This window comes from Pantoea sp. X-Soil-TKNS-1280 (assembly GCF_059730475.1).
Genome location: NZ_AP035966.1, coordinates 104,114 through 128,221, shown reverse-complemented (window position 1 = coordinate 128,221; position 24,108 = coordinate 104,114). Strand labels below are relative to the sequence as shown.

20 protein-coding genes are annotated in these 24,108 nt (G+C 54.7%); 14 read left to right on the top strand and 6 right to left on the bottom strand.

Annotated elements, in window-relative coordinates; all coding sequences use genetic code 11:
* Nucleotides 1-42: 42 nt before the first annotated feature.
* The 3 genes from AC6I8X_RS27875 to AC6I8X_RS27865 form a co-directional block, all read right to left on the bottom strand.
* A complete protein-coding gene (locus AC6I8X_RS27875; RefSeq protein ID WP_299456646.1) occupies nucleotides 43-444 on the bottom strand; it encodes an H-NS family histone-like protein in 402 nt (133 codons plus the stop codon).
* A gap of 600 nt (nucleotides 445-1,044) precedes the next feature.
* Complete coding sequence (gene otnK / locus AC6I8X_RS27870) at nucleotides 1,045-2,319, bottom strand: 3-oxo-tetronate kinase (RefSeq protein WP_497841971.1); 1,275 nt, start codon at nucleotides 2,317-2,319, stop codon at nucleotides 1,045-1,047.
* Entirely contained in the window at nucleotides 2,313-2,981 is a 669-nt protein-coding gene (locus AC6I8X_RS27865) for an aspartate/glutamate racemase family protein (RefSeq protein ID WP_497841970.1), read from the bottom strand. Before AC6I8X_RS27865 ends, otnK begins: the two co-directional genes overlap by 7 nt.
* 198 nt (nucleotides 2,982-3,179) lie before the next feature.
* Here AC6I8X_RS27865 and AC6I8X_RS27860 point away from each other — a divergent pair, with 198 nt between their 5' ends.
* Both AC6I8X_RS27860 and AC6I8X_RS27855 read left to right on the top strand, forming a co-directional pair.
* Complete coding sequence (locus tag AC6I8X_RS27860; protein WP_299456640.1) at nucleotides 3,180-4,430, top strand: alpha-hydroxy acid oxidase; 1,251 nt, start codon at nucleotides 3,180-3,182, stop codon at nucleotides 4,428-4,430.
* Entirely contained in the window at nucleotides 4,427-5,122 is a 696-nt protein-coding gene (locus AC6I8X_RS27855; RefSeq protein ID WP_299456638.1) for a molybdate ABC transporter substrate-binding protein, read from the top strand. The genes AC6I8X_RS27860 and AC6I8X_RS27855 overlap by 4 nt, the downstream gene beginning before the upstream one ends.
* Here the strand turns inward: AC6I8X_RS27855 and AC6I8X_RS27850 are convergent.
* The gene (locus AC6I8X_RS27850) at nucleotides 5,119-6,153 is read right to left on the bottom strand and encodes a LacI family DNA-binding transcriptional regulator (RefSeq protein ID WP_313682140.1); all 1,035 of its coding nucleotides are present in this window, start codon (nucleotides 6,151-6,153) and stop codon (nucleotides 5,119-5,121) included. The two genes, AC6I8X_RS27855 and AC6I8X_RS27850, sit on opposite strands and share 4 nt — an antisense overlap.
* Nucleotides 6,154-6,418: 265 nt before the next feature.
* Here AC6I8X_RS27850 and AC6I8X_RS27845 point away from each other — a divergent pair, with 265 nt between their 5' ends.
* From AC6I8X_RS27845 to AC6I8X_RS27810, 8 genes are all read left to right on the top strand, one after another.
* A complete protein-coding gene (locus AC6I8X_RS27845) occupies nucleotides 6,419-7,741 on the top strand; it encodes an MFS transporter (protein WP_299456634.1) in 1,323 nt (440 codons plus the stop codon).
* On the top strand, nucleotides 7,738-8,376 hold the full coding sequence (gene otnC / locus AC6I8X_RS27840; RefSeq protein ID WP_497842023.1) for a 3-oxo-tetronate 4-phosphate decarboxylase: 639 nt from the start codon (nucleotides 7,738-7,740) through the stop codon (nucleotides 8,374-8,376). The genes AC6I8X_RS27845 and otnC overlap by 4 nt, the downstream gene beginning before the upstream one ends.
* A 45-nt stretch (nucleotides 8,377-8,421) precedes the next feature.
* Complete coding sequence (locus AC6I8X_RS27835; RefSeq protein WP_497842022.1) at nucleotides 8,422-9,573, top strand: lactonase family protein; 1,152 nt, start codon at nucleotides 8,422-8,424, stop codon at nucleotides 9,571-9,573.
* A 51-nt stretch (nucleotides 9,574-9,624) separates the two neighbouring features.
* Nucleotides 9,625-10,332, top strand: coding sequence for a hypothetical protein (locus AC6I8X_RS27830; protein WP_299456628.1), 708 nt, complete (start codon nucleotides 9,625-9,627; stop codon nucleotides 10,330-10,332).
* Between the two features lie 137 nt (nucleotides 10,333-10,469).
* The gene (locus tag AC6I8X_RS27825) at nucleotides 10,470-11,876 is read left to right on the top strand and encodes a c-type cytochrome (RefSeq protein WP_313682133.1); all 1,407 of its coding nucleotides are present in this window, start codon (nucleotides 10,470-10,472) and stop codon (nucleotides 11,874-11,876) included.
* A complete protein-coding gene (locus AC6I8X_RS27820; protein ID WP_497842021.1) occupies nucleotides 11,866-12,390 on the top strand; it encodes a sugar dehydrogenase complex small subunit in 525 nt (174 codons plus the stop codon). Before AC6I8X_RS27825 ends, AC6I8X_RS27820 begins: the two co-directional genes overlap by 11 nt.
* Nucleotides 12,387-14,024, top strand: a complete 1,638-nt coding sequence (locus tag AC6I8X_RS27815; protein ID WP_299456621.1) for a GMC family oxidoreductase — start codon at nucleotides 12,387-12,389, stop codon at nucleotides 14,022-14,024. The genes AC6I8X_RS27820 and AC6I8X_RS27815 overlap by 4 nt, the downstream gene beginning before the upstream one ends.
* Before the next feature lie 148 nt (nucleotides 14,025-14,172).
* Nucleotides 14,173-15,594: a hypothetical protein gene (locus AC6I8X_RS27810; protein WP_497842020.1), complete on the top strand. Its 1,422-nt coding sequence runs from the start codon at nucleotides 14,173-14,175 to the stop codon at nucleotides 15,592-15,594.
* A 49-nt stretch (nucleotides 15,595-15,643) separates the two neighbouring features.
* On the opposite strand, the gene AC6I8X_RS27805 is transcribed toward AC6I8X_RS27810, so the two are convergent.
* Both AC6I8X_RS27805 and AC6I8X_RS27800 read right to left on the bottom strand, forming a co-directional pair.
* Complete coding sequence (locus tag AC6I8X_RS27805) at nucleotides 15,644-17,074, bottom strand: Cu(+)/Ag(+) sensor histidine kinase (RefSeq protein WP_313682126.1); 1,431 nt, start codon at nucleotides 17,072-17,074, stop codon at nucleotides 15,644-15,646.
* Nucleotides 17,064-17,747 (bottom strand): copper/silver response regulator transcription factor, encoded by a 684-nt coding sequence (locus AC6I8X_RS27800; protein ID WP_299456615.1) that lies wholly within the window; start codon nucleotides 17,745-17,747, stop codon nucleotides 17,064-17,066. The genes AC6I8X_RS27805 and AC6I8X_RS27800 overlap by 11 nt, the downstream gene beginning before the upstream one ends.
* A gap of 179 nt (nucleotides 17,748-17,926) precedes the next feature.
* Here AC6I8X_RS27800 and AC6I8X_RS27795 point away from each other — a divergent pair, with 179 nt between their 5' ends.
* Genes AC6I8X_RS27795 through AC6I8X_RS27780 form a run of 4 tightly spaced genes read left to right on the top strand, consistent with a single transcriptional unit; the run spans nucleotide 17,927 to nucleotide 24,105 of the window.
* Entirely contained in the window at nucleotides 17,927-19,312 is a 1,386-nt protein-coding gene (locus AC6I8X_RS27795) for a Cu(I)/Ag(I) efflux RND transporter outer membrane protein (protein WP_497842019.1), read from the top strand.
* Between the two features lie 32 nt (nucleotides 19,313-19,344).
* Nucleotides 19,345-19,698, top strand: coding sequence for a cation efflux system protein CusF (gene cusF, locus AC6I8X_RS27790; protein ID WP_497842018.1), 354 nt, complete (start codon nucleotides 19,345-19,347; stop codon nucleotides 19,696-19,698).
* Nucleotides 19,699-19,724: 26 nt separating this feature from the next.
* Nucleotides 19,725-20,960, top strand: a complete 1,236-nt coding sequence (locus tag AC6I8X_RS27785) for an efflux RND transporter periplasmic adaptor subunit (protein WP_299456611.1) — start codon at nucleotides 19,725-19,727, stop codon at nucleotides 20,958-20,960.
* A gap of 10 nt (nucleotides 20,961-20,970) precedes the next feature.
* Complete coding sequence (locus tag AC6I8X_RS27780; protein ID WP_299456610.1) at nucleotides 20,971-24,105, top strand: CusA/CzcA family heavy metal efflux RND transporter; 3,135 nt, start codon at nucleotides 20,971-20,973, stop codon at nucleotides 24,103-24,105.
* The last annotated feature ends 3 nt before the right edge of the window (nucleotides 24,106-24,108 follow it).

Genomic DNA, 24,108 nt, shown 5'->3' with positions numbered 1-24,108 from the left:
GCAGCCCACATTTTATCATTTGAGGATCGACGTGATCGGCAATTAGATCAGGAAGTCGTCCAGGGATTTACCACTTTCGATAGCGGCTTTAATCACCGCAGGGGTACGCCCCTGACCCGTCCAGTTTTTCTCCTGACCGTCTTCGTCAGTATATTTATACTTCGCTGGACGCGGCGCGCGTTTGCTACGGGTTTTACCCGCTGCCTGCAATGCACCTAATAATTCGTTCGGGTCGATACCGTCACCCAGCAGCAGGTCACGATACTTCGCCAGTTTTTCCGCTTTCTCACGTACGGCGGCTTCTTCTGCCTGGCTCTCATCGCGACGTTCAGTCACAATAATGGTGAGCTTCTCCAGCATTTCTTCCAGCTCGCTGAGCGGAAATTCACGCGCCTGGGCGCGCAGAGTACGAATGTTATTTAACGCCTTAAGTGAATCACTCATGGACTTCTCCCAAAAAAATCTGTGTCGTTGAACGAATAAAATGAGGTTATGTTAATTTATACAACGCAATTATAGGTAGAGACGCTATCCTTACATTTCTGTGCCGAGAGTACAACACAACCTCGCTGTAGAATAAAGTACGTTGAGTGTTAGTTTTAACTTTCTCTGCGAAACATCCTGTAAGTAGTGAGACAATTTTAATGCTAAGTTGATGTGAATTACAACGTTTCAACGGTTGCAGCACAAATTCATCATTTATTGTTGTGAGAAAGTTCAAACGTTGGCGAGGATCTTTAATGTCAGTTGTGTCAAAAAAGATCCTTGCTGTTTATTGTGATCGACAGAGAAGACGCGGGCTGGCGGGAAGTCTGGAGTAGTGATTTTAGTTAATGGTTTCGATAAATATTAAAAACAGTCTGAAATCATATGAGAAAAATCTATCTGCTGGCGGATTTAACGACTTAAGAAGTGCCATATAGACCTCTCAATTCAAGAAAGTTAAGGGCGACTCATGTCGCTTATCGGTTATTTTTGCGAGGGGAGTATAACAACGCTTTAAAGCCAAAAAACCCGGTGAGCGGGTTTTTTGTATGCTTGATCTCAAATCAACTCTTTCCCTGCCAGCCTGTCCAGCGCATGCTGGAAAAAACTCACCCGGCCAAAGTTGCCAGATTTTAGCGCCAGCGCCAGTGGTTTTTCTCCGCCGGAGAATAACGCCGGGACGCCAGGATCGATTTCAGCACCGACCCGCAGTTGGCCGAGATTAAGTGCGCTAACCACCGCGCCCGAGGTTTCGCCACCCCCCACCACCAGGCGTTGTATTCCGGTTGCATGAACCAGTTTTTTAGCGGTTTCACCAAACAGCTGATCCAGCGCAGCCGATATTGCGTGCTGACCATAGCGTTGCTGCGCGCTTTTGATGGTGTCGGGATCGCCGGAAGAATAAACCAGCGGGTATTTATCCAGGTTGGCACTTATAAAGGCCACCAGGTCATCCGGCCCCACGCTGCCCGCCATCACGGCATCAAGGGCGATTGGCAACACCGCCCAATGGCGCTGATGCTCCGCTATCTGCCCGAGGGTGGCTCCCGAACAGCTGCCTACCAGAATCGCCCCCGGTCCCGGCAGAGAAGGGGGTTCCGTCTGGCCTCCCTGGGTTTTGCCCGCCTGAATAAAGTTATGAGGCAACGCGGTGGCGATACCGGAACCGCCACTGACCAGGCGTGACCCGGCGGCGGCGATACCGATCAGCGTTAAATCATGATCGGTGATCGCATCGGTCACCAGTAGCGCCGGATCGCCGTTATGCAGCGCCTGACGAATCGCTTCGCTACCCTGGACTACCTGCTGCCAGCTGATAAAACCTACCGGGGTTTTCGCCTGACGGGCCAGCACCCGGCGGATATCGGCATCGGTCATGGGGGTGAGGGGATGATGTTCCATGCCGGACTCATTCAGCAGGCGGTCACGGACAAACAAATGCCCCTGATACAGGGTGCGGCCCATGGCCGGAAACGCCGGGCAGACAATCACGCGCGGCGCGTCCAGCCTGGCGGCCAGCGCATCCAGCACCGGACCGATATTGCCTTCATCGGTAGAATCAAAAGTGGAGCAATATTTAAACACGATCTGCTCGCAACCCTGATCCAGTAACCAGTTGCAGGCGGCCAGTGACTGTTGCACTGCCTCTGCGGCGGGTAGCGAGCGAGATTTCAGCGCCACCACACCGACCTCAACATCCGGTGATGCCGGTTGTTGTTGCAGGCCAAGATATTGTGTGGTGCGCAGCCCGCCTTCACCCGGCAGACCTTTGGTGAAGGTCACGGCGATATCGCTGGCACCGGTAAAATCATCTGCAATCACCCCAATTAACATGATGCCGCTCCTGTTACCTGCAGCTTCATCTTATCGACCGCCGCATGAGGTGCCGTCAGTACCGGAACCGTAACCAGGCGGCGGACTGCTTCCGCCGCCTGCGAGGTGGAGAAGTGCGCCAGCATAATCACATCGCAATGGCTGAGCTGAGGAGCGGCGGCGGCCACCAGGCGGTTATGGCTGGCGACATCGCCTTTACGCAGCAGGTCGATGGCATCGGGTACCAGCACGCTCTCCAGTGTCGCCGTCGAGCCGATTAATGACGCGTAGTGGTCGAACTCCTGCGTCATGGTGCCGAGTGAAGGTCCGAACGTTGCCAGCATGCCAATGCGCTGGCCCTGTTGCAGTGCGGCTTCAAACATCGCTTCGTTAGGTTTCAGCACCGGAACCGGCACGCTGGCCGCCAGGGCATCGATCGCCGGGCCGAATGCGGAACAGGTCACCAGAATCCCCTGTGCCTGCATGGCGTAGCCGTAGCGCCCGAGGGTGACGAAGCGATCGGTCAGGGCAGGTGACAACTGATCTTCTTTCGACCGGTCAAGGGTCAGGCCGTCATCAAGCAGATTCACCACTTCGGCTTCAGGCCAGTTATCTTTAAACGCGTTCTGCACCGGTGCCATGGCTACCGGTGTCGCGTGCAGTAAAACAATTCGTGTTGTCATCTTTTATTCCCGTCGCGGAAGAGTTGCGCTGAGGTGCTACAACACCATAACTTGCGCGACATGAAAATGTAAGGGCTTACAAAATTACTCGTAAGGTGACAGCGATCACATAAAAAAACTCAATTCCTGTCAGGATTAGCGTGGGATGCATTCACCTGAGTGCGCAATTTGAAATCGCTTACACGCTGAGAGCGCAATATGACAACACATGGAGAGACGACATCGTTAGATGCGGTGGTAACCCCACAGGCGCAGACCCGTCCGGCCAATACGGTGCCACGACCCTTCCGCGACCTGCTGGCACTGGAAGATTTCGAACGGCACGCGCGCAAGCGCTTACCGAATATGATTTATCAATACGTGGCGGGTGGGGTAGAAACCGGACGCGGTATCGCGGCCTGTTATGAGGCGTATCAGCAGTATGTTTTTGTGCCGCGCATGTTTCGTGACGTCTCGGGACGCGACCAAAGTGTCAGCCTGCTCGGCCATAACTGGTCCCATCCGTTTGGTGTTGCGCCGCTGGGTGGTGCCTCGTTTGTCAGCTATCGTGCCGATATCATGCTGGCCCGCGCTGCCCGCGCGATGAACGTGCCGATGATTCTCAGCGCATCGTCGCTGATCCCACTGGAAGATGTGATCGCTGAGAACCCCAATGCCTGGTTTCAGGCGTATCTGGCCGGAGATCAGCCACGTATTGATCGTCTGGTGGACCGCGTCGCACGCGCCGGTTACCAGACGCTGGTGGTCACCGGCGATACCCCAATGCTTGGCAATCGCGAGCACAACACCCGTAGCGGCTTCAGTATGCCGATCAAACTCACCCCAAAAGTGATGTGGCAGAGCGCGTTAAGCCCGCGCTGGCTGTTGGGCACCGTGGCCCAGACGTTTCTGCGCCATGGCGCACCGCATTTTGAAAATACCGATGCGGAACGTGGGCCACCGATGATGTCCAGCAAAGTGCGTAACACCAACGCCCGTGACAAACTGAGCTGGAAGCATGTCGAAGCGATCCGCAAAAAATGGCGCGGCAATCTGGTGATCAAAGGCTTGATGTCGCCGGACGATGCCTTTATCGCCCGCGACCTTGGTGCGGATGCGGTCATCCTCTCCAACCACGGTGGCCGCCAGCTCGATCATACCGTGCCGCCTCTGCACACCCTGGCGGAAATCGCCGCCGCCAAAGGGGATATGAAGGTGATTATCGACAGCGGTATCCGGCGTGGCACTGACGTGATGAAAGCTATGGCTCTCGGCGCGGATTTTGTCTTTCTTGGGCGCCCGTGGCTGTATGGCGCAGTGATTGGCGCACAGGCGGGTATTGAACATGGCATGCATATTCTGCGGGATGAAATTGATCGCGATATGGCGCTCATTGGCGTGACACGTCCGGATCAGCTGGACAAATCATTGCTGCGGCGCGCCCCGTTATTTGCCCGTGAGGAGGGATGATGGTGACTTTGCACATCTACAGTGCGCTGGCGCTGAGTGCGCCGTTCGAGCGCCTTGCCCGTTTATGGCAGGCAGCGTATCCGCAGATCGCGCTTCAGTTCCGCTGGCATCCGAGCACCGTGATTGAGCAGCAGATCAACGCCGGGCAGGCGGCGGATGTGGTGATCGCCACGGTGGAGACGCTGGACCGCTTAACCCAATCCGCACGGGCGGAAACGGCAAGTCGCATCGAGCTGGTGGATTCGCCGATCGGGCTGGCAGTGCTGGCGGGTGCGCCAAAACCGCCGATTCATGATACCCAGGCGCTGGTGCAATCGCTGCTGGCGGCACGTTCGGTGGCGTGGTCAGAAGCCGGGGCCAGCGGTATTTATTTTTCCGGCCTGCTGAAGACGCTGGGCATTGACGACGCGCTCCGCGCCACGGGCACGGTAATCCCGGCGGGCTTCACCGCCGAACAACTGGTGAACGGGAAGGCGGATGTGGCCGTGCAGCAAATCAGCGAGCTATTGATGGTGGAAGGGATTGAGATCGTCGGGCCGCTGCCAGCGGAGGTACAGCAACCTATCTCGCTGTCGGCGGCGCTGCTGGCTACGGTGCAACAGCGTGAGGCGGCAGAGATATTGCTGGCCTGGCTGAAAACACCGGCGGTGACGGATGTTTTCAGCCATTTTGGGCTGGTGAGCCGCAGTTAACGTTCCTGGCGGGGCACGGAGCCGCTGCTGCCCCGCACAATCAGTTCCGTTTTGATCAGCGTATGCCGTTGTGCCGGCTGATTATTCAGCGTTGCCAGCAGGTATTCAGCCGCGTGGGTGCCAATCGACGCCAGATCGACGCGCATGGTGGTCAGCGGATGTTCCAGATGCTCGGCGTATTCGTAATCGTTGAAACCAACGATGGAGATGTCGTTAGGAATACGCAGATAGCGCTCGCTGGCGGCGCGCATCGCACCAAAAGCCAGCAGATCGTTACCACAGATGATGGCGGTGGGCGGTTCCGGGCTATCCAGCAGACGGAAAACCGCTTTGCGCGCATCGTTCATGCTGTAGGCGTTGTCAATCAGATGGCTTTCCGGCAGGGTCAGGCCCTGTGCTGCCAGCGCTTTGCGCGTGCCGTACAGACGATCGGAGATACGATCGTTCGAAGGCGGCGTGCCGACAATCACCCCAAAGCGGGTATGTCCCAGCGCCAGCAAATGGCTGGCAATGGTCTGGGCGGCCCCCTCGCTGTCGTATCCTACGCAGGGTTTCTCGCTATCCTGGGAAAAAGTTTGCACGCAGGGCAGATCCTGCGCGTTGATGCGTTCCCATAACTTCGGATGATGGGTATGGCCCACCAGCATCAGGCCATCAATGCCGTATTCAATCAGTTTGTTAACTTCTTTCAGCTCGGTATCAGGGTCGAAATTGGAGTTGGCCAGCAGCAGCGTATAACCCGCGTCGTGGATTAACTGCTGAAACGCCGCCAGCGGGCGTGAGAAGGTTTCGGTGGCCAGCGTCGGCACCACGGCACCAATCGTCATGCTGCGGCGCGAAGCCAGCGTGCGTGCGGCGCGGTTAATCACATATCCCAGTTCTTCACACGCCTTTTCCACCGCCGCCCGGCTTTTGGCTTTGACGGTATCGCTGCCGTTCAGTACGCGTGATACGGTCGCGGTGGAGACGCCAGACAGGCGTGCGACATCCTCCAGCGAGACGCGTCCAGATCCATTCTGCTTTTCACTCATCAAGTCACTCCTGTTGAAACAGTGAGCTTGTCCACAAAATTCGCAGACAAACGCCCTGCAATTTTGAAAGCGCTTACTTTTGGCTTGACTCCATTTTGTAATCGCTTACTTTTTACCTCATGTTATCAGGTTGGGGTGGCCTGCTCACGTTTAATTAACGGTTTTATGACTTCTCACCCCATTTGGTAAACAAACAGCCTCTGATGACCGCCGTGCGGCAGCAGAACCTCTTGTTACTCATAAATAAATCATAAAGGAATTCACCATGCGCAGATATCCACGTATTCGCTGGCTGATGATCGTGTTCTGCTTTTTCGCCATCGCCATTAACTATATCGACCGTATCAACCTCGCGATCGCTGCGCCGCATATCAAAGCCGATCTCGGGCTGGATGATGTCAGCATGGGGCTGATCCTCGGAGCCTTTTTCTGGACTTACGCCCTGCTGCAAATCCCGGCGGGTCGCATTATCGACAAACTGGGTACCCGCGTCGGGCTGGCGCTGGCCGTGGGCTGGTGGTCGCTATTTACCGTGTTTACCGCCTTTGGTAAAGGTTTCACCTCGCTTTTTGCGGCTCGCCTGATGCTAGGTGTGGGCGAATCCGGTGGTTATCCGGGTTGCGCCAAGGTGGTCTACAACTGGTTTGCGAAGAAAGAACGTGCGACAGCCAGCGGCATTTTTGATGCGGGTCCGCGTGCGGGGAGTGCGCTGGCGTTGCCGCTGGTGGCCTGGCTGATCAGTACCTGGGACTGGGAAACCTCCTTTGTGGTCACCGGGGCGCTGGGTCTGGTGTGGGTGGTGATCTGGCTGGCGTTCTACCGTGAACCGGAGGATATGAAGGGGCTGAACGATGCTGAACGCCAGAACCTGCTGGAAGATCGCGCCGCACCGACAGTGAGCGCCAATGCCAGTGTGAAAATCGGCGCGCTGTTCCGCTACCGCACGGTGTGGGGCATGATGATTGGCTTCTTCTGCATGAACTTCGCCACCTATTTCTTTGTCACCTGGTTCCCGACTTATCTGACCATGGCACACGGCTTCTCGCTGAAAGAACTGGGTACGCTCGGCGCGATCCCGGCGCTAATGGGTATCCCCGGCAGCCTGTTAGGCGGCGTCGTGTCCGACTGGTTGTACCGCAAAGGCTTCAGCCTCACCACCGCACGCAAAACCTGCCTGATTGCCGGGATGCTGCTGTCGTCGGTGATTGCTTTCGCTGCCTTTACCGACAGCATCGCGGTGATCCTGACGCTGTTCTCGCTGACCTATGCCGGTCTGGCATTCACCGCCGCCAATATCTGGACCTTACCCGCCGATGTGGCACCGGCTTCCGGTTATGTGGCCACGCTGGGTGGTATCCAGAACTTCGCCGGTAATCTCGCCGGGATTGTCACGGCCTCCTTTACCGGCCTGATGCTGACTCTGAGTCACGGATCTTTCGTGGTGCCATTGCTGGTGGCGGGCGGTATCTGTTTGCTCGGTGCCGTTAACTTCATGTTTATCATGGGAAAAATCGAACCCCTCAAACTCACCCCTGCTGACGACGTTGATGTTGTGACAACCGCCAGCAAAAAAGGAGAGCTGTTATGAAAAGTGAAAATCAGATCCGTGAGGAGATTGTCCAGGTCGGTGCTGACTTGTTCAACCGTGGCTACACCACCGGAACGGCGGGGAACATCAGTGCGCGGCTGGAAGATGGCTGGCTGATCACCCCCACCGATGCCTGCCTTGGTCACCTGGAGCCTGCGCGCATTGCCAAAGTCAGTCTGGACGGTGAGTGGGTGTCCGGCGATAAGCCATCGAAAACCCTGCTGCTGCATCGTCAGATTTATGACCGCAATACCGAAGCGCAGGGGGTGGTGCATACCCATTCGACCCATCTGGTGCAGCTGACGCTGGCCGGGGTATGGCAGCGCGACAGCATTCTGCCGCCGCTGACGCCCTATCAGGTAATGAAAGTGGGGCGCATACCGCTCATCGGCTACCAGCGTCCTGGCCATCCGGCGGTGGCAGAGCAGGTGGCCGGACTGGCGAATGAGGTGCGCGGGGTGATGCTGGAACGCCTGGGGCCGGTTATCTGGGGTGCATCGGTTTCGGCCGCCAGCTTTGCTCTGGAGGAGCTGGAAGAAACCGCGCGCCTGTGGCTGAACTGCCCGGATAAACCCGCCGCGCTGGCCGATGCAGCAGTGCAGGAGCTGTGCGCGCACTTCAATACCCGCTGGTAACTCACGCTGTACCCTACAACGAGCAGACGATATAAAGAGAAGACGATGAAAAAAACGTTAATGGCGGCAGGTATGATGCTTTTTGCTACATCACTGATGGCACAGGAAACACCGAGCTACGTCTATGTCTCGAATGGTGACAGCGGCACCGTCACGGCGTATCAACTGGATAAGGCTCATCACCACCTGCAACCGATCGGCGAGTATCCGACCGGCCTGAAAAGTATGCCGATGGTGGTATCGCACGATAAAAAGATGCTGTATGTCTCGGTACGCAGCAAGCCTTATCACGTCTCGGCATGGCATATTGCTGCGGATGGCAAACTCAGCCATTTCGCCGATACGCCGCTGCCAGAAGCGATGGCTTATGTGGCGCTGGATAAAACTGGTCGCTTTTTGCTGTCGTCATCTTATGGTGGCGATCTGTTCAGCATCAACCGCATCGCGGCGGATGGTAAGGTGGAAAGTGCCCCGGTGCAGGTGGTGCACACCGGCAAACGTGCCCATGCAATCCAGACTGACCCCAGCAACCGCTTCCTGTTTGTACCTCTGTTAGGCGCGGATCAGCTGTTACAGTTCCGCTTTGACGCGGCCAGCGGCAAGGTCAGTGCGAATTCTCCCGCTTTTGTGAATATCCAGCGCGAAGCCGCCACCGGCCCACGCCATTTTGTCTTTGCGCCCCAGCGCGATCGGGCCGGACAGCAAAACATGTATCTGCTGACCGAGATGGCAGGTAATATCTCGCGCCTGACGCTGAATGATGACGGCACCATGACCGAGCATGAGGCCATGCCGTCACTCGATCCGGCCATCGCCCGCGATATGCAGCGCGGTGAGGCGCGCCCATTAACCGGTGACGACGATTTGCCCAAATCGGCAAAACCGCGCCTGTGGCAGGCAGATATCCATATCACCCCCGATGGCCGTTTCCTGTATTCCACCGAACGGACCAGCAGCCATATCACCGCATTTCGGGTATCGCCAGAAGATGGCCGACTGCAATTGATTAACAGCACGCAAACCGAAACTCAGCCGCGTGGCTTTGCTATTGATAATAGCGGTCACTATTTAATCGAGTCCGGACAGAAGTCGGATAAGGTCGCGCTATATTCCATCGATCAGCAAAGCGGCAAGCTGTCTTTAATTGAGCGCGTTCCGACCGGTGCCGGTGCGAATTGGGTGACTATCGTCGAATAAATAAGTTATGTCCGGTTATTAATATTCTCATGCGTTAAACAAGGAGTTCTTATGGCTAACATTCGTCCGGCGCTGCTGTGTGCGGCTTTATTTTCTGCTGCCTTCAGCACGGGAATGCCGACTTATGCGGCGGAACACGTCGTCGCTACCCATCTTGAACCACTGCATCACGTTATCCTGGAAAACAAATATGTCACCGTGATGCGCGTACTTATCCAGCCGGGACAAAGCACGTTATTTCATGAACAACACCTCGATTATGTCAATACACATATCGAGGGCAGCACGGTGAAAATCGAATACCCGGATAAACCGGCGAATAACACCGAAATGAAAAGCGGCAATGTCAAATTCGGTGCCCATCAGGGTAAATCCGAAACCGATAAAGTCACCAACACCGGGAATAACGTCAATCATCAGGTGGCGTTTGAGATCAATATTCCCGGACCACAACATTTTGGGGGCGCAACCCGTCCCGCCAGTGACGCTTTCCAACCGGTATTGGATAAACCCACGGTGAAAGGCTGGAAGGTGACGCTGAAACCCGGGGAAAGCACTGGCGAGTATGTGCAGCACGGCCCGGGCGTCAGGGTGTTCTTCACCGAAGGGCGGATACTGCTGGCCGATCATGCCCATCCCAACCGGGTTAAGGAACTCTGGGTTCATGCCGGCGATGCGTTTCTGACCTCACCCGGTAAAGTCGATATCACCGCAGCCAGCGATCAAAATATTGTGTTCAATGATTATGAGTTGTTGTAGTTTCGTTTAGGTTTGTTTCGATCGTGTATAAATAACGTAATCAAAAATCTGTTATTGTGTATCCCGGCAGGGAATACCTGTCGGGATGTGCGTATTATTTCAACTATTCTAATTATTATTTACCGGAAGCAATTAAAATGAAGGCAAGAAAGGTTAGACGGGGTTGTCTGCCTTTCGCGTTGAGCATTCTGCTGTCTGCCACATTTTCAGCCCATGCTGAAAATGCGACAGACTCTGCGGCGCTTATTGCGAAAGGCAAGTATCTGGCTATTGCAGCAGACTGTGGAGCCTGCCATACCGCACCCGATCATGGTGCAGAAATGGGTGGGGGATATATTATTTCCTCACCACTGGGGAATATCGTTTCCAGCAATATCACGCCATCAAAAATCGCAGGAATTGGTAATTATAGCGAGGCGGATTTTGCTAAGGCGGTAAGAGAAGGCGTTAATAAACAGGGGCAGAATCTTTATCCGGCGATGCCCTATACCTCCTATGCCAAAATTAGCGATGACGATATTCATGCGTTATATGCTTATTTTATGCACGGAGTGAAACCGGACGATAAGGTTCCTGCACAAACTGATTTGCCTTTCCCGTTTAATATTCGCGCCAGCATGATGGTGTGGAATTTATTGTTCGCTGATGACCAGCGTTTTACCCCGGATGCGGGTAAATCGGCGGCCGTCAATCGCGGTGATTATCTGGTGAATGCGCTGGCACACTGCGATACCTGCCATACGCCACGTAATGCGCTGATGGGGCAGAATAACGACAAGGCACTGTCTGGCGGCAGCCTCGGCAGCTGGTACGCACCGAATATCACCCCGGATCGTGAAGCGGGCATTGGTAACTGGAGCGATGCTGAAATCGCGCAATACCTGAAAACCGGTCATGTGGCAGGCAAAGCGCAGGCGGCAGGTCCGATGGCCGAAGCGATTGAGCATAGCCTGCAATATCTGTCGGATGATGATATCAACGCGATGGTAGCTTATCTGCGCCAGATCCCGGCTGTCAGCCAGCCTGGCCTTCCGGCTCGCGATAACCAGGGTAAGCCGGCGGTCAATGAAGCTGCGCTGCGCGCCTTGCCAAACCCTGATCCGGGCTGGGCGGTGTATAGCAGCACCTGTGCCAACTGCCATCAGCCGGATGGTGCAGGCAACGCTGTCTATCCTTCACTGTTCCACAACACCGCCACCGGCGCACCGCAGGCCGATAACCTGATCGCCACCATTGTTTATGGCGTGCATCGCACGGTTAACGGCAAGCCGGTGGATATGCCTGGCTTTGGCCCGGAGGCCTACTTTACCGATCGTCTGACCGATCAGCAGATTGCCGATGTCAGCAATTACGTGCTGAAAAATTTTGGCAATGCGCAACTCACCGTTACACCTGAACAGGTGAAAACCATCCGTAACGGCGGCGAACCTCCGCTGATTGCCAGGCTGGCACAACCGCTGACCTGGGGTGGTGCCGTGGTTGTCCTGATCATTATTGTGCTGGCTGTTTCGATTTCGCGCAGGAGAAAACATCATGGCGCATAACATTTCGCTCTCAAGGCGTCGGTTGCTGCAGGGCATGGGGATTCTTTCACTGGGCGCGATGTGCAACACGATTTTCCCGGCACGCGGGCGGGCGGCAGAATTGATGGCCGACAATCCGTTCCTGGCAATTTCCAGCTTCCTGGTCAGTCGTCCGGTCAGCCCAATCCTCGGCCAGCGCTACTATGCCGCGCTGACAAAGCATGATGCACAATTCACTCAAAAGCTGGATGCATTGCATACCCTGCTGCAACAGCAGCATTTTTCTCATGTTGACGACTTCCTTGCTGCCACCGGCCCGGATAATGCCGACTGGCAAACCGCGCGCACCATCATCTCCGCCTGGTATTCCGGCGTGGTGGGAGATGGCAGCGATCTGGAGCTGATCGCCTACGCCGATGCACTGATGTATCTGCCCACGCGTGACGTACTGGTGGTGCCGACCTACGGCGGCGGACCTTTTTTCTGGGCGGTAACAGAACCGGGTAAAGTGGCAACAGCAGGAGAACGCGCATGAGTGCACAAAATAAAGATGCCGATGTCATCATCATCGGCTCTGGCGTAATGGGCGGACTGATTGCCACCCAACTGGCGAAAGCGGGTAAATCGGTGATCATTCTTGAGGCCGGTCCCCGCGTCTCAAGGCAGGAAATTGTTGAGCGTTTTCGTAACTCGCCCTTCAAGATGTCGTTAACCAACATCAAATTGCAGGGCGTCGGCTCACCTTATCCGAATCCGCCGCATATCCCCTCCACCTACGGTGATTATCTGCAACAGATTGGGCCGGTGAAATATTCCACCAAATATCTGCGCGTGGTGGGCGGCACCACCTGGCACTTTGGGTCGGCGCTGTGGCGCATGATCCCCAATGATTTCAAACTCAACACGCTGTACGGTCGCGGACGTGACTGGCCGTTCGGCTATGACGAGCTGGAACCCTGGTACGGCAAAGCAGAACATGAACTGGGTGTGTCCGGCATGGATGGCCAGGACGAAAGCGGTCAGGGTGGTAAAGCCTGGCCACCGCGTTCCACACCGTTCCCGATGCCCGGTCTGCCCACCAGTTATATGTTTGACCGGTTGACAGAAATGCTCGGCAAGGGCGGCTATAACCCCGTGCTGGAGCCGAACGGCCGCGCGACTAAGCCGTGGGGCAAACGCCCGATGTGCGCTGGTAACAACAACTGCAACCCGGTGTGTCCGATTGCCGCGAAGTACGACGGTTCGATGCATATCGATGAAGCGGAACGGCTGGGTGCGAAACTGCTGGATAACGCGGTGGTGTACCGTATCGAAGCCGGAGACGACGGTAAGATTACCGGTATCTGGTACAAAAAACCGGACGGTTCGGAACATCACTTAACCGCCGATTATTTTGTGCTGGCAGCCTACGGCATTGAATCACCGAAGCTGTTGCTGATGTCCACCTCGGAAAAATATCCCAACGGTATCGCCAACTCTTCCGATCAGGTAGGACGTAACCTGATGGGACATACCGGCATCAGTATGAATGTGATGATGTCGGAAGATGTGTGGCCAGGACAGGGACCGACCGAACTGCTGGTGTATCTGAATAATCGCGATGGGGCGTTCCGCAAGGATTTCCCCAGCTACAAGATCAAAGTGCGTAACACCGTGCCGACCGCCGATTACACCGCGTCGCTGATCGCTAAAGGGGTACTGGGGTCAAAACTCGATGAAGAGATTCGCCGCCAGTCGGCGCGCTCGCTGAACTTCGCCATCGATTTTGAAACGCTGCCGCTGCCGGAAAACCGTGTGACGCCGAGCAAAACCAAAAAGGATGCGATTGGTATTCCGTTACCGGAGATTTATTACAGTGTCACGGATTACTGGCATGCGGGTAAGGACGAGGGTATCAAGGATTTCCATAAGTTCGCCGAACTGCTGAACGCGGAAATTTTGTCGATCGATACCAAGTATCAGGATCGCCAGCACATTATGGGCACCACCATTATGGGCGATGATCCGAAAAACTCGGTGGTGGACAGCGATTGCCGTACCCATGACCATCCGAATATGTGGATTGCCGGGACCAGCGTGATGCCTTCAGCATCCTGTATGAACCCGACACTGACCGGTGCGGCACTGAGCCTGCGACTGGCGCAACATATGCTGAAAACCATGGCGTAAGGAGCAATAACCGTCGCGGTGCGATGTGGACTACATCGTGCCGCGACGACTCCTGATTTTACCCTGATAAAAGCAGGAATATTTAGCATGTCACGGAGGTAAGCAGTAAGGTTCCGGCAATGGATTTCCTAAAAATCAAGGAGCGACTATGCCGATAGAATCGATTGCGAAAGGTTCTTTGCTGGCGGTTATTGACCAGGTAGCGGAAGATGATTTCAGTTTCCCTGCCACCAGCGTTAAAAATGTCAATGATAAACCTTCCCTTTATACGAATTCACCTCAGCCGATAATTTCCCGGCTGGATATCGTTAAAGCAAAGTTCAATGATGACTCGGTGTTGTTTTTAAACTCAGCCACCCCGGTAAAATGCAATAATTTTGCCATGAATTTTATTGATGTATTTCTGGCAAATACACCTGATGTTGCACAGGTCATAAAATCGCTGAGTTTATCGACGCAAGATGCAGGATCCATTGCGAATAAAATATCTGAAAATACCCAGGAAAGAACATTAGCGATTCTTGCTTACGGACAGGAAAATCATCTGGTTGATTATCAGTTGTGGGGCGAATTTTTTTATTCGGAATTGCGTAAGATGCAGAGTGATAAGGTTTTTATTAAACCGTTCCTCATTTACTCTCGCCCGCATATGATTAAGGAAAATCTGCATGAATTCACCGTTGCGATGCACCATACCATGGCGGCGGTGCTTTCCTGCCAGAAAGGCCTCTGCCAGATAGTGGTTTACGACCCGACGCACACCACCGGATACTTTTCCACTGCGCTGGAGGAGACAGCAGAAATACGAAAATGCGATATTTTTTCCTTCATTAATAAAGGGGATAGCATCGAGTTTGTGACCGATGAACCGGGTAATACCTTGTCATACTTCACCGCTGTTCCAGGTCGCTGGGATGGGAGCCGCTTTTCACTTTTTCAGGAAAGAATAGATCAAAGGAATATCTGCAATACCTTCCTGACTGAAAAAACACAAATTCTACAACAGGAATTGTTTTATGCGGCCATCACGGGGTTGCCAGTTAAGGATTTCGTATTCTGTCTCAAACATGTCCCAGAAAATTCACGTGCCGAATTCCTGACCATAAAAGGTGAGGCGGGTAAAACTATCATCAATTTTCTGGCTGGCTTACCAGATAAAAATTGCCATCTGCTGACTAACTATTTCTCTTTTATAAAGGAAGCATTGAGGGCAGGTTTGCTGGATAAACAGGAGATGATTAAGCAACTCAGCGATAAAGTGGTTGAAGATGTGGGTTATGCCTGGTTTGAGGTAACGCTCTTTGGCCGTGCTTTTTTGCGACCCTACACGGGTAAAGTTGCAGAGGTTTTTGCTACTGAAGTTATCAGTTTGATTAAGCAGGACAGGTTAACGGAGGAAGAGGGAAAAACCATTCTGGACGATATGATCGTCATAAAAGAAAAAGAGGGCGGAGTGATGTCGGAATATGCGGGTTTTGAGTTCGCCAGACTTAGACATTATGTCCATGCCTGCGCAGCAGGGGCAATGATTCAAAAGAATTTCCCTGCATGGGAAATGGGTGAGCAATAGTAGTGCCCCGTCGCGGCGCTACAGACCCGGTCCCACGACTGGTTTATGCTCAGCTCTGAATCCGGGGCAACAACAACGTAAATCGGGTAGATACCGCATCAGAGGCGACGTGAATCTCCCCCTGATGGGCTGTGACGATTGATTTGACGATGGCCAGCCCAATGCCGCTGCCTTCGCCTTTTCTCTGGCGTGACGGGTCAACACGATAAAACCGGTCAAAAAGGCGTGCCAGATGCATCGGCGCAATAGGGATGCCTGGATTCTCAACCCTCAGCTCCACCCAGGCATCGCGCTGCTGGAGATGAACGGTAACTGACTCACCCGCAGGGGTATGGCGAATGGCGTTGGAAAGTAAGTTGTTGATAACGCGACGCAGCATCAGTGGATCACCCTGAACCAGCGCCGCGTCGCCCGCCAGGGTCAGCCCTACCTGCTGTTCTTCCGCCCAGGCTTCAAAAAACTCAAACACCTTGATGGTTTCAGTGCGCAGATCGAGCGGGATGCGTTCCGGGATCAGCTGATTATTATCCGCCTGAGCCAGAAACAGCATATCGCTGACCATTTTCGCCATCCGGTTGTACTCTTCCAGGCTGGAATACAGGACATCCTCCAGTTCTTTCACCGTACGCGGCTGGCTGAGGGCAATTTCCGTCTGCGTCACCAGATTGGTGATGGGGGTTCTGATTTCATGGGCGATATCGGCGGAGAAGTTGGCCTGACGGGTGAAAACATCTTCAATACGTTCAATCATATGGTTGAAGGACATCACCAACTGTTGCAGCTCAATCGGCACGTTATCCGGTTCCAGCCGGACATCCAGATTTTTCGAGGTGATGTTGTTTATTTGCTGGCTGACGTTGCGTAACGGCAGATAACCCTGGTGAACCGCAAACAACACGATCAGGATAATCAACAGGCTAATGGCTGAGGCGATGATTAACAGATTATGTTTCAGCGCGTCCAGGTAGTGCAGGTGGAAATCAATCGAAAGTGCGATCAGCAGCCGATCAGTGCTGGTGTGCCCGTTGTACGGTGAACTGACGGCAGTGGCCATCACCCGGTAGCTGCGATTGCCGTTGTGGGCAGCATGCGCGCCCATCGGGTCTGACCACAAAAATACCTCACCGGAATCAACTTCTGTGCTGTGGACCAGCGACATCAGGTCTGGTCCGTCTGCCGAGCGGTATAAAACCTGATTTTCCGGGCTGAGTAGCATCACCGAGATATAACGGTAGCTGTCGAGAATGGAGTCGATTTTCGCCACTTTTTGCTGTTCTGTCTCGCCGGGATTTTTCAGAATGGCTGTCAGCGTGCTGTTGATTTGCTTAAGGTTGGTCACGTCCTGTTCGGCAAAGTGATTCTGGACTGAATGCAGCATAATCCAGGCTGCGGTGGCGAAGGCAATGATGGTGGCGAGACTGATAAAGAAGGTAAGCCGGATTTCAAGCGACACAGGACGGCGCAGTCGCTTAATCTTCATCAGGCACCTCAAGCACATAACCGACGCCGCGTACGGTCTGGATCAGTTTGGGGGAGAAGTCATTATCGATTTTTGCCCGCAGCCGTTTAACCGCAACATCGATGGCATTGGTATCGCTGTCAAAATTCATATCCCACACCTGCGAGGCAATCAGCGAACGGGGCAGGACCTCACCGCGATGACGGATAAAGAATTCCAGCAAGGTGAATTCTTTGCTGGTCAGGGTGATGCGGGTACCCGCGCGGCTCACTTTACGTGACACCAGGTCAAAGTTGAGATCCGCCAGCTGGAACTGGCTCTCAGGAATAATATTGGCCCCGCGGCGCAGCAGCGTTCTGACACGCGCCAGCAACTCGGCAAAGGCAAAGGGTTTGACCAGATAATCATCGGCACCCAGTTCCAGCCCCTTTACGCGATGTTCAATGGTGCCCAGCGCGGTCAGCAGCAGAATCGGCATCCCTTTGCTGGCGGCACGCAACATACGCACGATATCCCAGCCGTTGACATCGGGCAGCATAATGTCCAGTACGATCAAATCGTACTCAGCGGTCATCGCCAGATGGTAGCCAGTGAGGCCGTTGTCGGCGCGATCGACCACAAACCCCGCCTCGGTCAGCCCTTTGCTGAGGTATTCCCCTGTTTTCACCTCGTCTTCGACAATCAGTATCTTCATTTTCTCACCCATCCCCTCATCGGTGCCATTCTAGTGGGCCAAAGGACGATATCAACGACTTCAGTCGAAAATGACAGCTTTGTCATTGTTGGGTCACGCTGCCAACAGAGTCGCTTCGTTACAGTGTCCGCCGTCATCATCTGGAAACAATGGGCAGGCAGGCCCAGGCGGTTAGCGATATGGTCAAATTAATATTACGGGTGGTGGGTGCGGCGTTTTTGCTGACGGGATGTGTCTCGCTGGCCCCTGAATATCAGCCCCCTGAACTCCCGGTTCCACAACAATTCTCTCTCTCCCGCAACACGCTGGTGCCGGTTACCGCAGGCTATCAGGATACCGGCTGGCGGACCTTTTTTGCCGATCCTCAGGCCAGGCAGTTCATTGATGTGGCGCTACGCAATAACCGTGATCTGCGTATGGCGGCATTGAAAGTGCAGGAAGCACGCGCACAGTACCGGGTAACCAATGCCGATCGCTACCCGCAGCTGAACGCTGCTACTGAAGCGAGTTACAGCGGTGGCCTGAAACGCAGCGACCTGACGGAAAAACAGTTTCAGGCCGGGCTGGATCTGAGCTTTGAGTTGGATTTTTTCGGCAGATTGAAAAATCTGAGCGAAGCCGACCGGCAAAACTACCTTGCCAGTGAGGCTGCTCAGCGTGCAGTGCATATCCTGCTGATTTCCAGCGTTGCTCAGAGCTACTTTAGTCAGCGGCTGGCAGTGGCACAGCTGCGTATTGCCCGGGAGACGTTACAGAATTATCAGCAATCTTATGCCTTTGTGGAGCAGCAGCTAATTACCGGCAGCAGCAATGTGCTGGCGGTAGAACAGGCGCATGGCCTGATTGAAAGCACCCGCGCGGAGATTGCCAGCCGGGAAGGGCAACTGGCGCAGGCGAACAATACCTTGCGGCTGGTAGTGGGCAGCTGGCAGGGACTGCCGGATGATCAACGCCGCGTGGTGGGGGATCTTAACCCGGTCAGGCTACCCGCCGGACTTTCCTCGGAAATCCTGCGTCAGCGTCCGGATCTGATGGAGGCTGAACACCAGCTGATGGCGGCCAATGCCAATATCGGTGCGGCCAGGGCTGCGTTTTATCCGTCGATTAGCCTGACCAGCGGCTTGTCGGACAGCAGCGATGACCTGTCAAATCTGTTTTCCGCAGGCAGCGGCATGTGGAATTTTGTGCCAAAAATCGACATCCCGATTTTTAATGCCGGTCGTAACCAGGCCAGCCTGACGCTTGCTGAAGTGCGCCAGCAGCAATCGGTGGTGAATTACGAGCAAAAAATTCAAAACGCGTTTAAGGACGTCGCCGATGCGCTCGCGCTGCGCGACAGCCTCAGCAACCAAATTGCGGCGCAGCAGCGTTACCTTGCTTCCCTGCAAATTACGCTGCAACGCGCACGCGGATTCTATGCCAGCGGTGCGGTGAGTTATATCGAAGTGCTGGATGCTGAGCGCTCATTATTCAGCACCCGGCAAACGTTATTTGATTTGCAATATTCCCGGCAGGTCAATGAGATCAATCTGTTCACTGCCCTGGGAGGCGGCTGGACGGAATAATCCTTCCATTACATTTTTCAGGAGTCAATATTATGCATCAGTTAATCAAAGTGGTTTTATTCGGTATTTTTCCGGCACTGATTGCCGCGGGTGCACAGGCCAGTGAGCAGCATCAGAGCATGATGTCACATACGGAGATGGCGGTTCAGCAGCCGGTGATTAACGCCACGGGGGTGATTAAACAGATTGATTTAGCAAATAAAAAAATCACTATTGATCATCAGGCGATCCCGGCGCTTGGCTGGCCAGCCATGACCATGCGTTTTACCTTTACCACTCAGGACGACAGCATCAACGCGTTAAAAGTGGGTAGCCCGGTTAACTTTTCTTTTATTCAGCAGGGGAATATCTCACTGCTTCAGGAAATAAAAGTCAGTCATTCTTAATTAACGGATGGTTGTCAGGAACAATTATGGCATCGTTAAAATTAAAATACGCGGCGGTGATGGTCAGTAGCCTGATAATCGGAGGGCTGATTACGACAGCGGCTTTCCATTATCTGCCTTCTGCCAATAAAAAGTCAGCGCCAGAACGCAAAGTTTTATTCTGGTATGACCCGATGAAACCCGATACCAAATTTGATAAGCCGGGTAAATCACCGTTTATGGATATGGATCTGATACCCAAATACGCGGATGAAGGCGAGGCGGACAATAGCCAGGGCATGCGTATCGATCCGGTGCTGGTACAGAACCTCGGTCTGAAGACCATCAAGGTCAGCAAAGGGCGATTGCAATATAGCCAGACCATTCCGGCCAACGTCAGTTTTAACGATTACCAGTTCGTGATTGTGCAGGCTCGTTCGGAGGGTTTTGTCGAAAAAGTCTACCCATTGACTGTTGGCGACAAAGTCAGCAAGGGCACACCGTTGATCGATATCACCATCCCGGAGTGGGTGGAGGCGCAGAGCGAATATCTGTTGCTGTCAGGCACCGGGGGATCGACTACCCAGGTGAAAGGTATTCTTGAACGGCTGCGTCTTGCCGGGATGCCGGAAGAGGATATTCAGCGTCTGCGCAGTTCCCGCACGGTACAGACCCGCTTCACCATCAAAGCCCCAATCGATGGGGTGATCACCGCATTTGACCTGCGCAGCGGAATGAATATCTCCAAAGATAAAGTGGTGGCCCAGATTCAGGGCATGGACCCGGTGTGGATCAGCGCTGCGGTGCCAGAGTCGATCGCCGGATTGCTCAGCGATCGATCGCACCTGTCGATTTCAGTGCCGGCATACCCGGGTCGCAGCTTCAATATCGAAAAATGGAGCATCCTGCCGAGCGTTGACCAGACCACCCGCACGTTGCAGGTGCGTCTCCAGGTGGCGAATCGCGATGAATTGCTGAAACCCGGTATGAATGCGTATCTGCATCTGAACAGCCAGAGTGAGGAGATGCTGCTGATCCCGTCTCAGGCGGTGATTGATACCGGTGATGAGCAGCGCGTGATTGCCGTGGACAGCGAGGGACGTTTTGCACCCAAAGCCATCCGCATACTGGCGGAATCGCAGCGCCAGAGTGGTGTGGCGGCAGGGCTAAGCGAAGGGGAGTCAGTGGTGGTCAACGGGCTGTTCCTGATCGACTCGGAAGCCAATATTACCGGGGCGCTGGCGCGGATGCGTCAGGCCGACAACGCGCATTCCGATCACTGAGGGAACGACGATGATTGCATGGATTATCCGGCGCTCGGTCGCTAACCGTTTTCTGGTGATGATGGGGGCACTGTTTCTCAGCGTCTGGGGGGCCTGGACCATCATCAACACCCCGGTTGATGCCCTGCCGGACCTCTCCGATGTGCAGGTGATCATTAAAACCAGCTATCCCGGCCAGGCACCGCAGATTGTGGAAAATCAGGTCACTTACCCGCTCACCACCACCATGCTTTCCGTGCCGGGTGCTAAAACGGTACGCGGCTTCTCGCAGTTTGGTGATTCCTATGTCTATGTGATTTTTGCTGACGGCACCGACCTTTACTGGGCGCGCTCCCGCGTGCTGGAGTACCTCAACCAGGTGCAGGGTAAATTACCGGCCGGGGTCAGTTCCGAAATCGGCCCCGATGCCACCGGGGTGGGCTGGATCTTTGAGTATGCGCTGGTGGATCACAGCGGTAAGCACGATCTGGCGGAGCTGCGTTCATTGCAGGACTGGTTTCTGAAATATGAACTGAAAACCATCCCTGACGTGGCAGAAGTGGCCTCGGTGGGGGGAGTGGTGAAGCAGTACCAGATTCAGGTCAACCCGCTGCAGCTGGCGCAGTACGGCATCAGTCTGGCGGAGGTGAAATCCGCCATGGCATCCTCCAATCAGGAGGCGGGCGGATCCTCCGTAGAAATCGCTGAAGCTGAATATATGGTGCGGGCCAGCGGCTATCTGCAGACCCTGGATGATTTTAATAACATCGTGCTGAAAACCGGCAGCAACGGCGTGCCGATCACTCTGCGCGATGTCGCCCGCGTGCAGATTGGACCGGAAATGCGGCGTGGCATTGCCGAGCTCAACGGTGAAGGCGAGGTGGCCGGTGGGGTGATTATCCTGCGTTCCGGCAAAAATGCCCGCGAAGTGATCACCGCCGTGCGGGATAAGCTTGATAGCCTGAAAAAGAGCCTGCCGCAGGGGGTTGAAGTGGTGACCACCTATGACCGCAGCCAGCTTATCGATCGGGCGATTGCTAACCTCAGCCACAAGTTGCTGGAAGAATTTGTGGTGGTCGCGCTGGTTTGTGCGCTGTTTCTCTGGCATGTGCGTTCGGCGCTGGTGGCGATTATCTCGCTGCCGCTGGGGTTGTGTATTGCTTTCATTGTGATGCATTTCCAGGGGCTGAACGCCAATATCATGTCGCTCGGTGGCATCGCCATTGCCGTCGGGGCAATGGTGGATGCGGCAATCGTGATGATTGAAAATGCCCATAAACGGCTGGAGGAGTGGCAACATCAACATCCTGATGAACGCATCGACAACGATAGCCGCTGGCAGGTGATCACCGATGCGGCGGTAGAGGTCGGTCCGGCGCTGTTTATCAGCCTGCTGATTATCACCCTGTCGTTTATTCCTATCTTCACGCTGGAAGGCCAGGAAGGGCGGCTGTTTGGCCCGCTGGCGTTTACCAAAACCTGGTCGATGGCGGGTGCTGCCGTGCTGGCGATTATCGTGATCCCCATCCTGATGGGATGGTGGATCCGTGGGAAAATCCCGGCGGAAAGCCACAACCCGCTTAATCGTTGGCTGATCAGGATTTATCACCCGTTGCTACTGAAGGTGCTGCACTGGCCGAAGCTGACCTTACTGGTGGCGGCGCTGTCGATCTTCACGGTGTGGTGGCCGCTGAGTCAGGTGGGTGGCGAGTTCCTGCCAAAAATCAATGAGGGGGATCTGCTGTATATGCCCTCAACCTTGCCGGGCGTCTCGCCAGGGCAGGCGGCGGCATTATTGCAGACCACGGACAAACTGATCAAAACCGTACCGGAAGTGGCCTCGGTGTTTGGCAAAACGGGCAAAGCGGAAACCGCGACCGATGCAGCACCGCTGGAGATGGTAGAAACCACCATCCAGCTGAAGCCCGAAGCCGAGTGGCGGCCTGGCATGACGCTCGATAAAATTATCGACGAACTGGATGCCAGGGTGCGGTTGCCGGGGCTGGCCAATCTATGGGTTCCACCGATCCGCAACCGTATCGATATGCTCTCCACCGGGATTAAAAGCCCGATTGGGATAAAGGTCTCAGGCAGCGTACTGGCGGATATCGATATCACCGCCCAGCGCATAGAAGAAGTCGCGAAAACTGTACCTGGCGTGGTTTCGGCGCTGGCGGAGCGTCTGCAGGGTGGACGCTATATTGATGTGGATATCAACCGGGAGAAGGCGGCGCGTTACGGTATGACGGTGGGAGATGTCCAGCTGTTCGTGTCATCGGCGATTGGTGGCACCACGGTCGGCGAAACCGTGGAAGGCGTGGCGCGTTACCCGATCAATATTCGCTACCCGCAGGGGCTGCGCGACAGCCCGGAAGCACTGCGTCAGTTGCCGATACTCACGCCGATGAAGCAGCAGATCACCCTGAGCGATGTGGCTGACGTCCGTGTGGTGTCAGGTCCCAGCATGCTGAAAACCGAGAATGCCCGTCCGACCAGCTGGATTTATATCGATGCCCGTGGTCGTGACATGGTATCGGTAGTCAATGACCTGAAAACGGCGATCGCAGACAAGGTGACGCTCAGGCCTGGCACCAGCGTGGCGTTTTCCGGGCAGTTCGAACTGCTGGAACATGCCAATAAAAAGCTGAAGCTGATGGTGCCGATGACGCTGATGATTATCTTTATCCTGCTGTATCTGGCGTTTCGCCGCGTAGATGAGGCGCTGCTGATTCTGATGAGCCTGCCTTTCGCGCTGGTGGGTGGCATCTGGTTTCTCTACTGGCAGGGATTTCATCTGTCGGTCGCCACCGGTACCGGATTTATCGCCCTGGCCGGGGTCGCTGCCGAGTTTGGTGTGGTGATGCTGATGTATTTGCGACACGCGATTGAAAATGAACCCGCGCTGTCATGCCCTGAGACGGTCACACCGCAGAAACTGGATGAGGCGCTGTATCACGGCGCGGTGCTGCGTGTGCGGCCCAAAGCGATGACGGTGGCGGTGATTATTGCCGGTCTGCTGCCGATTCTGTGGGGCAGCGGGGCGGGTTCCGAAGTGATGAGCCGCATTGCGGCACCGATGATTGGCGGCATGATCACCGCGCCGCTGCTGTCGCTATTTATCATCCCGGCGGCTTACAAACTGATCTGGCTGCGCCGCCATCGATAAGCG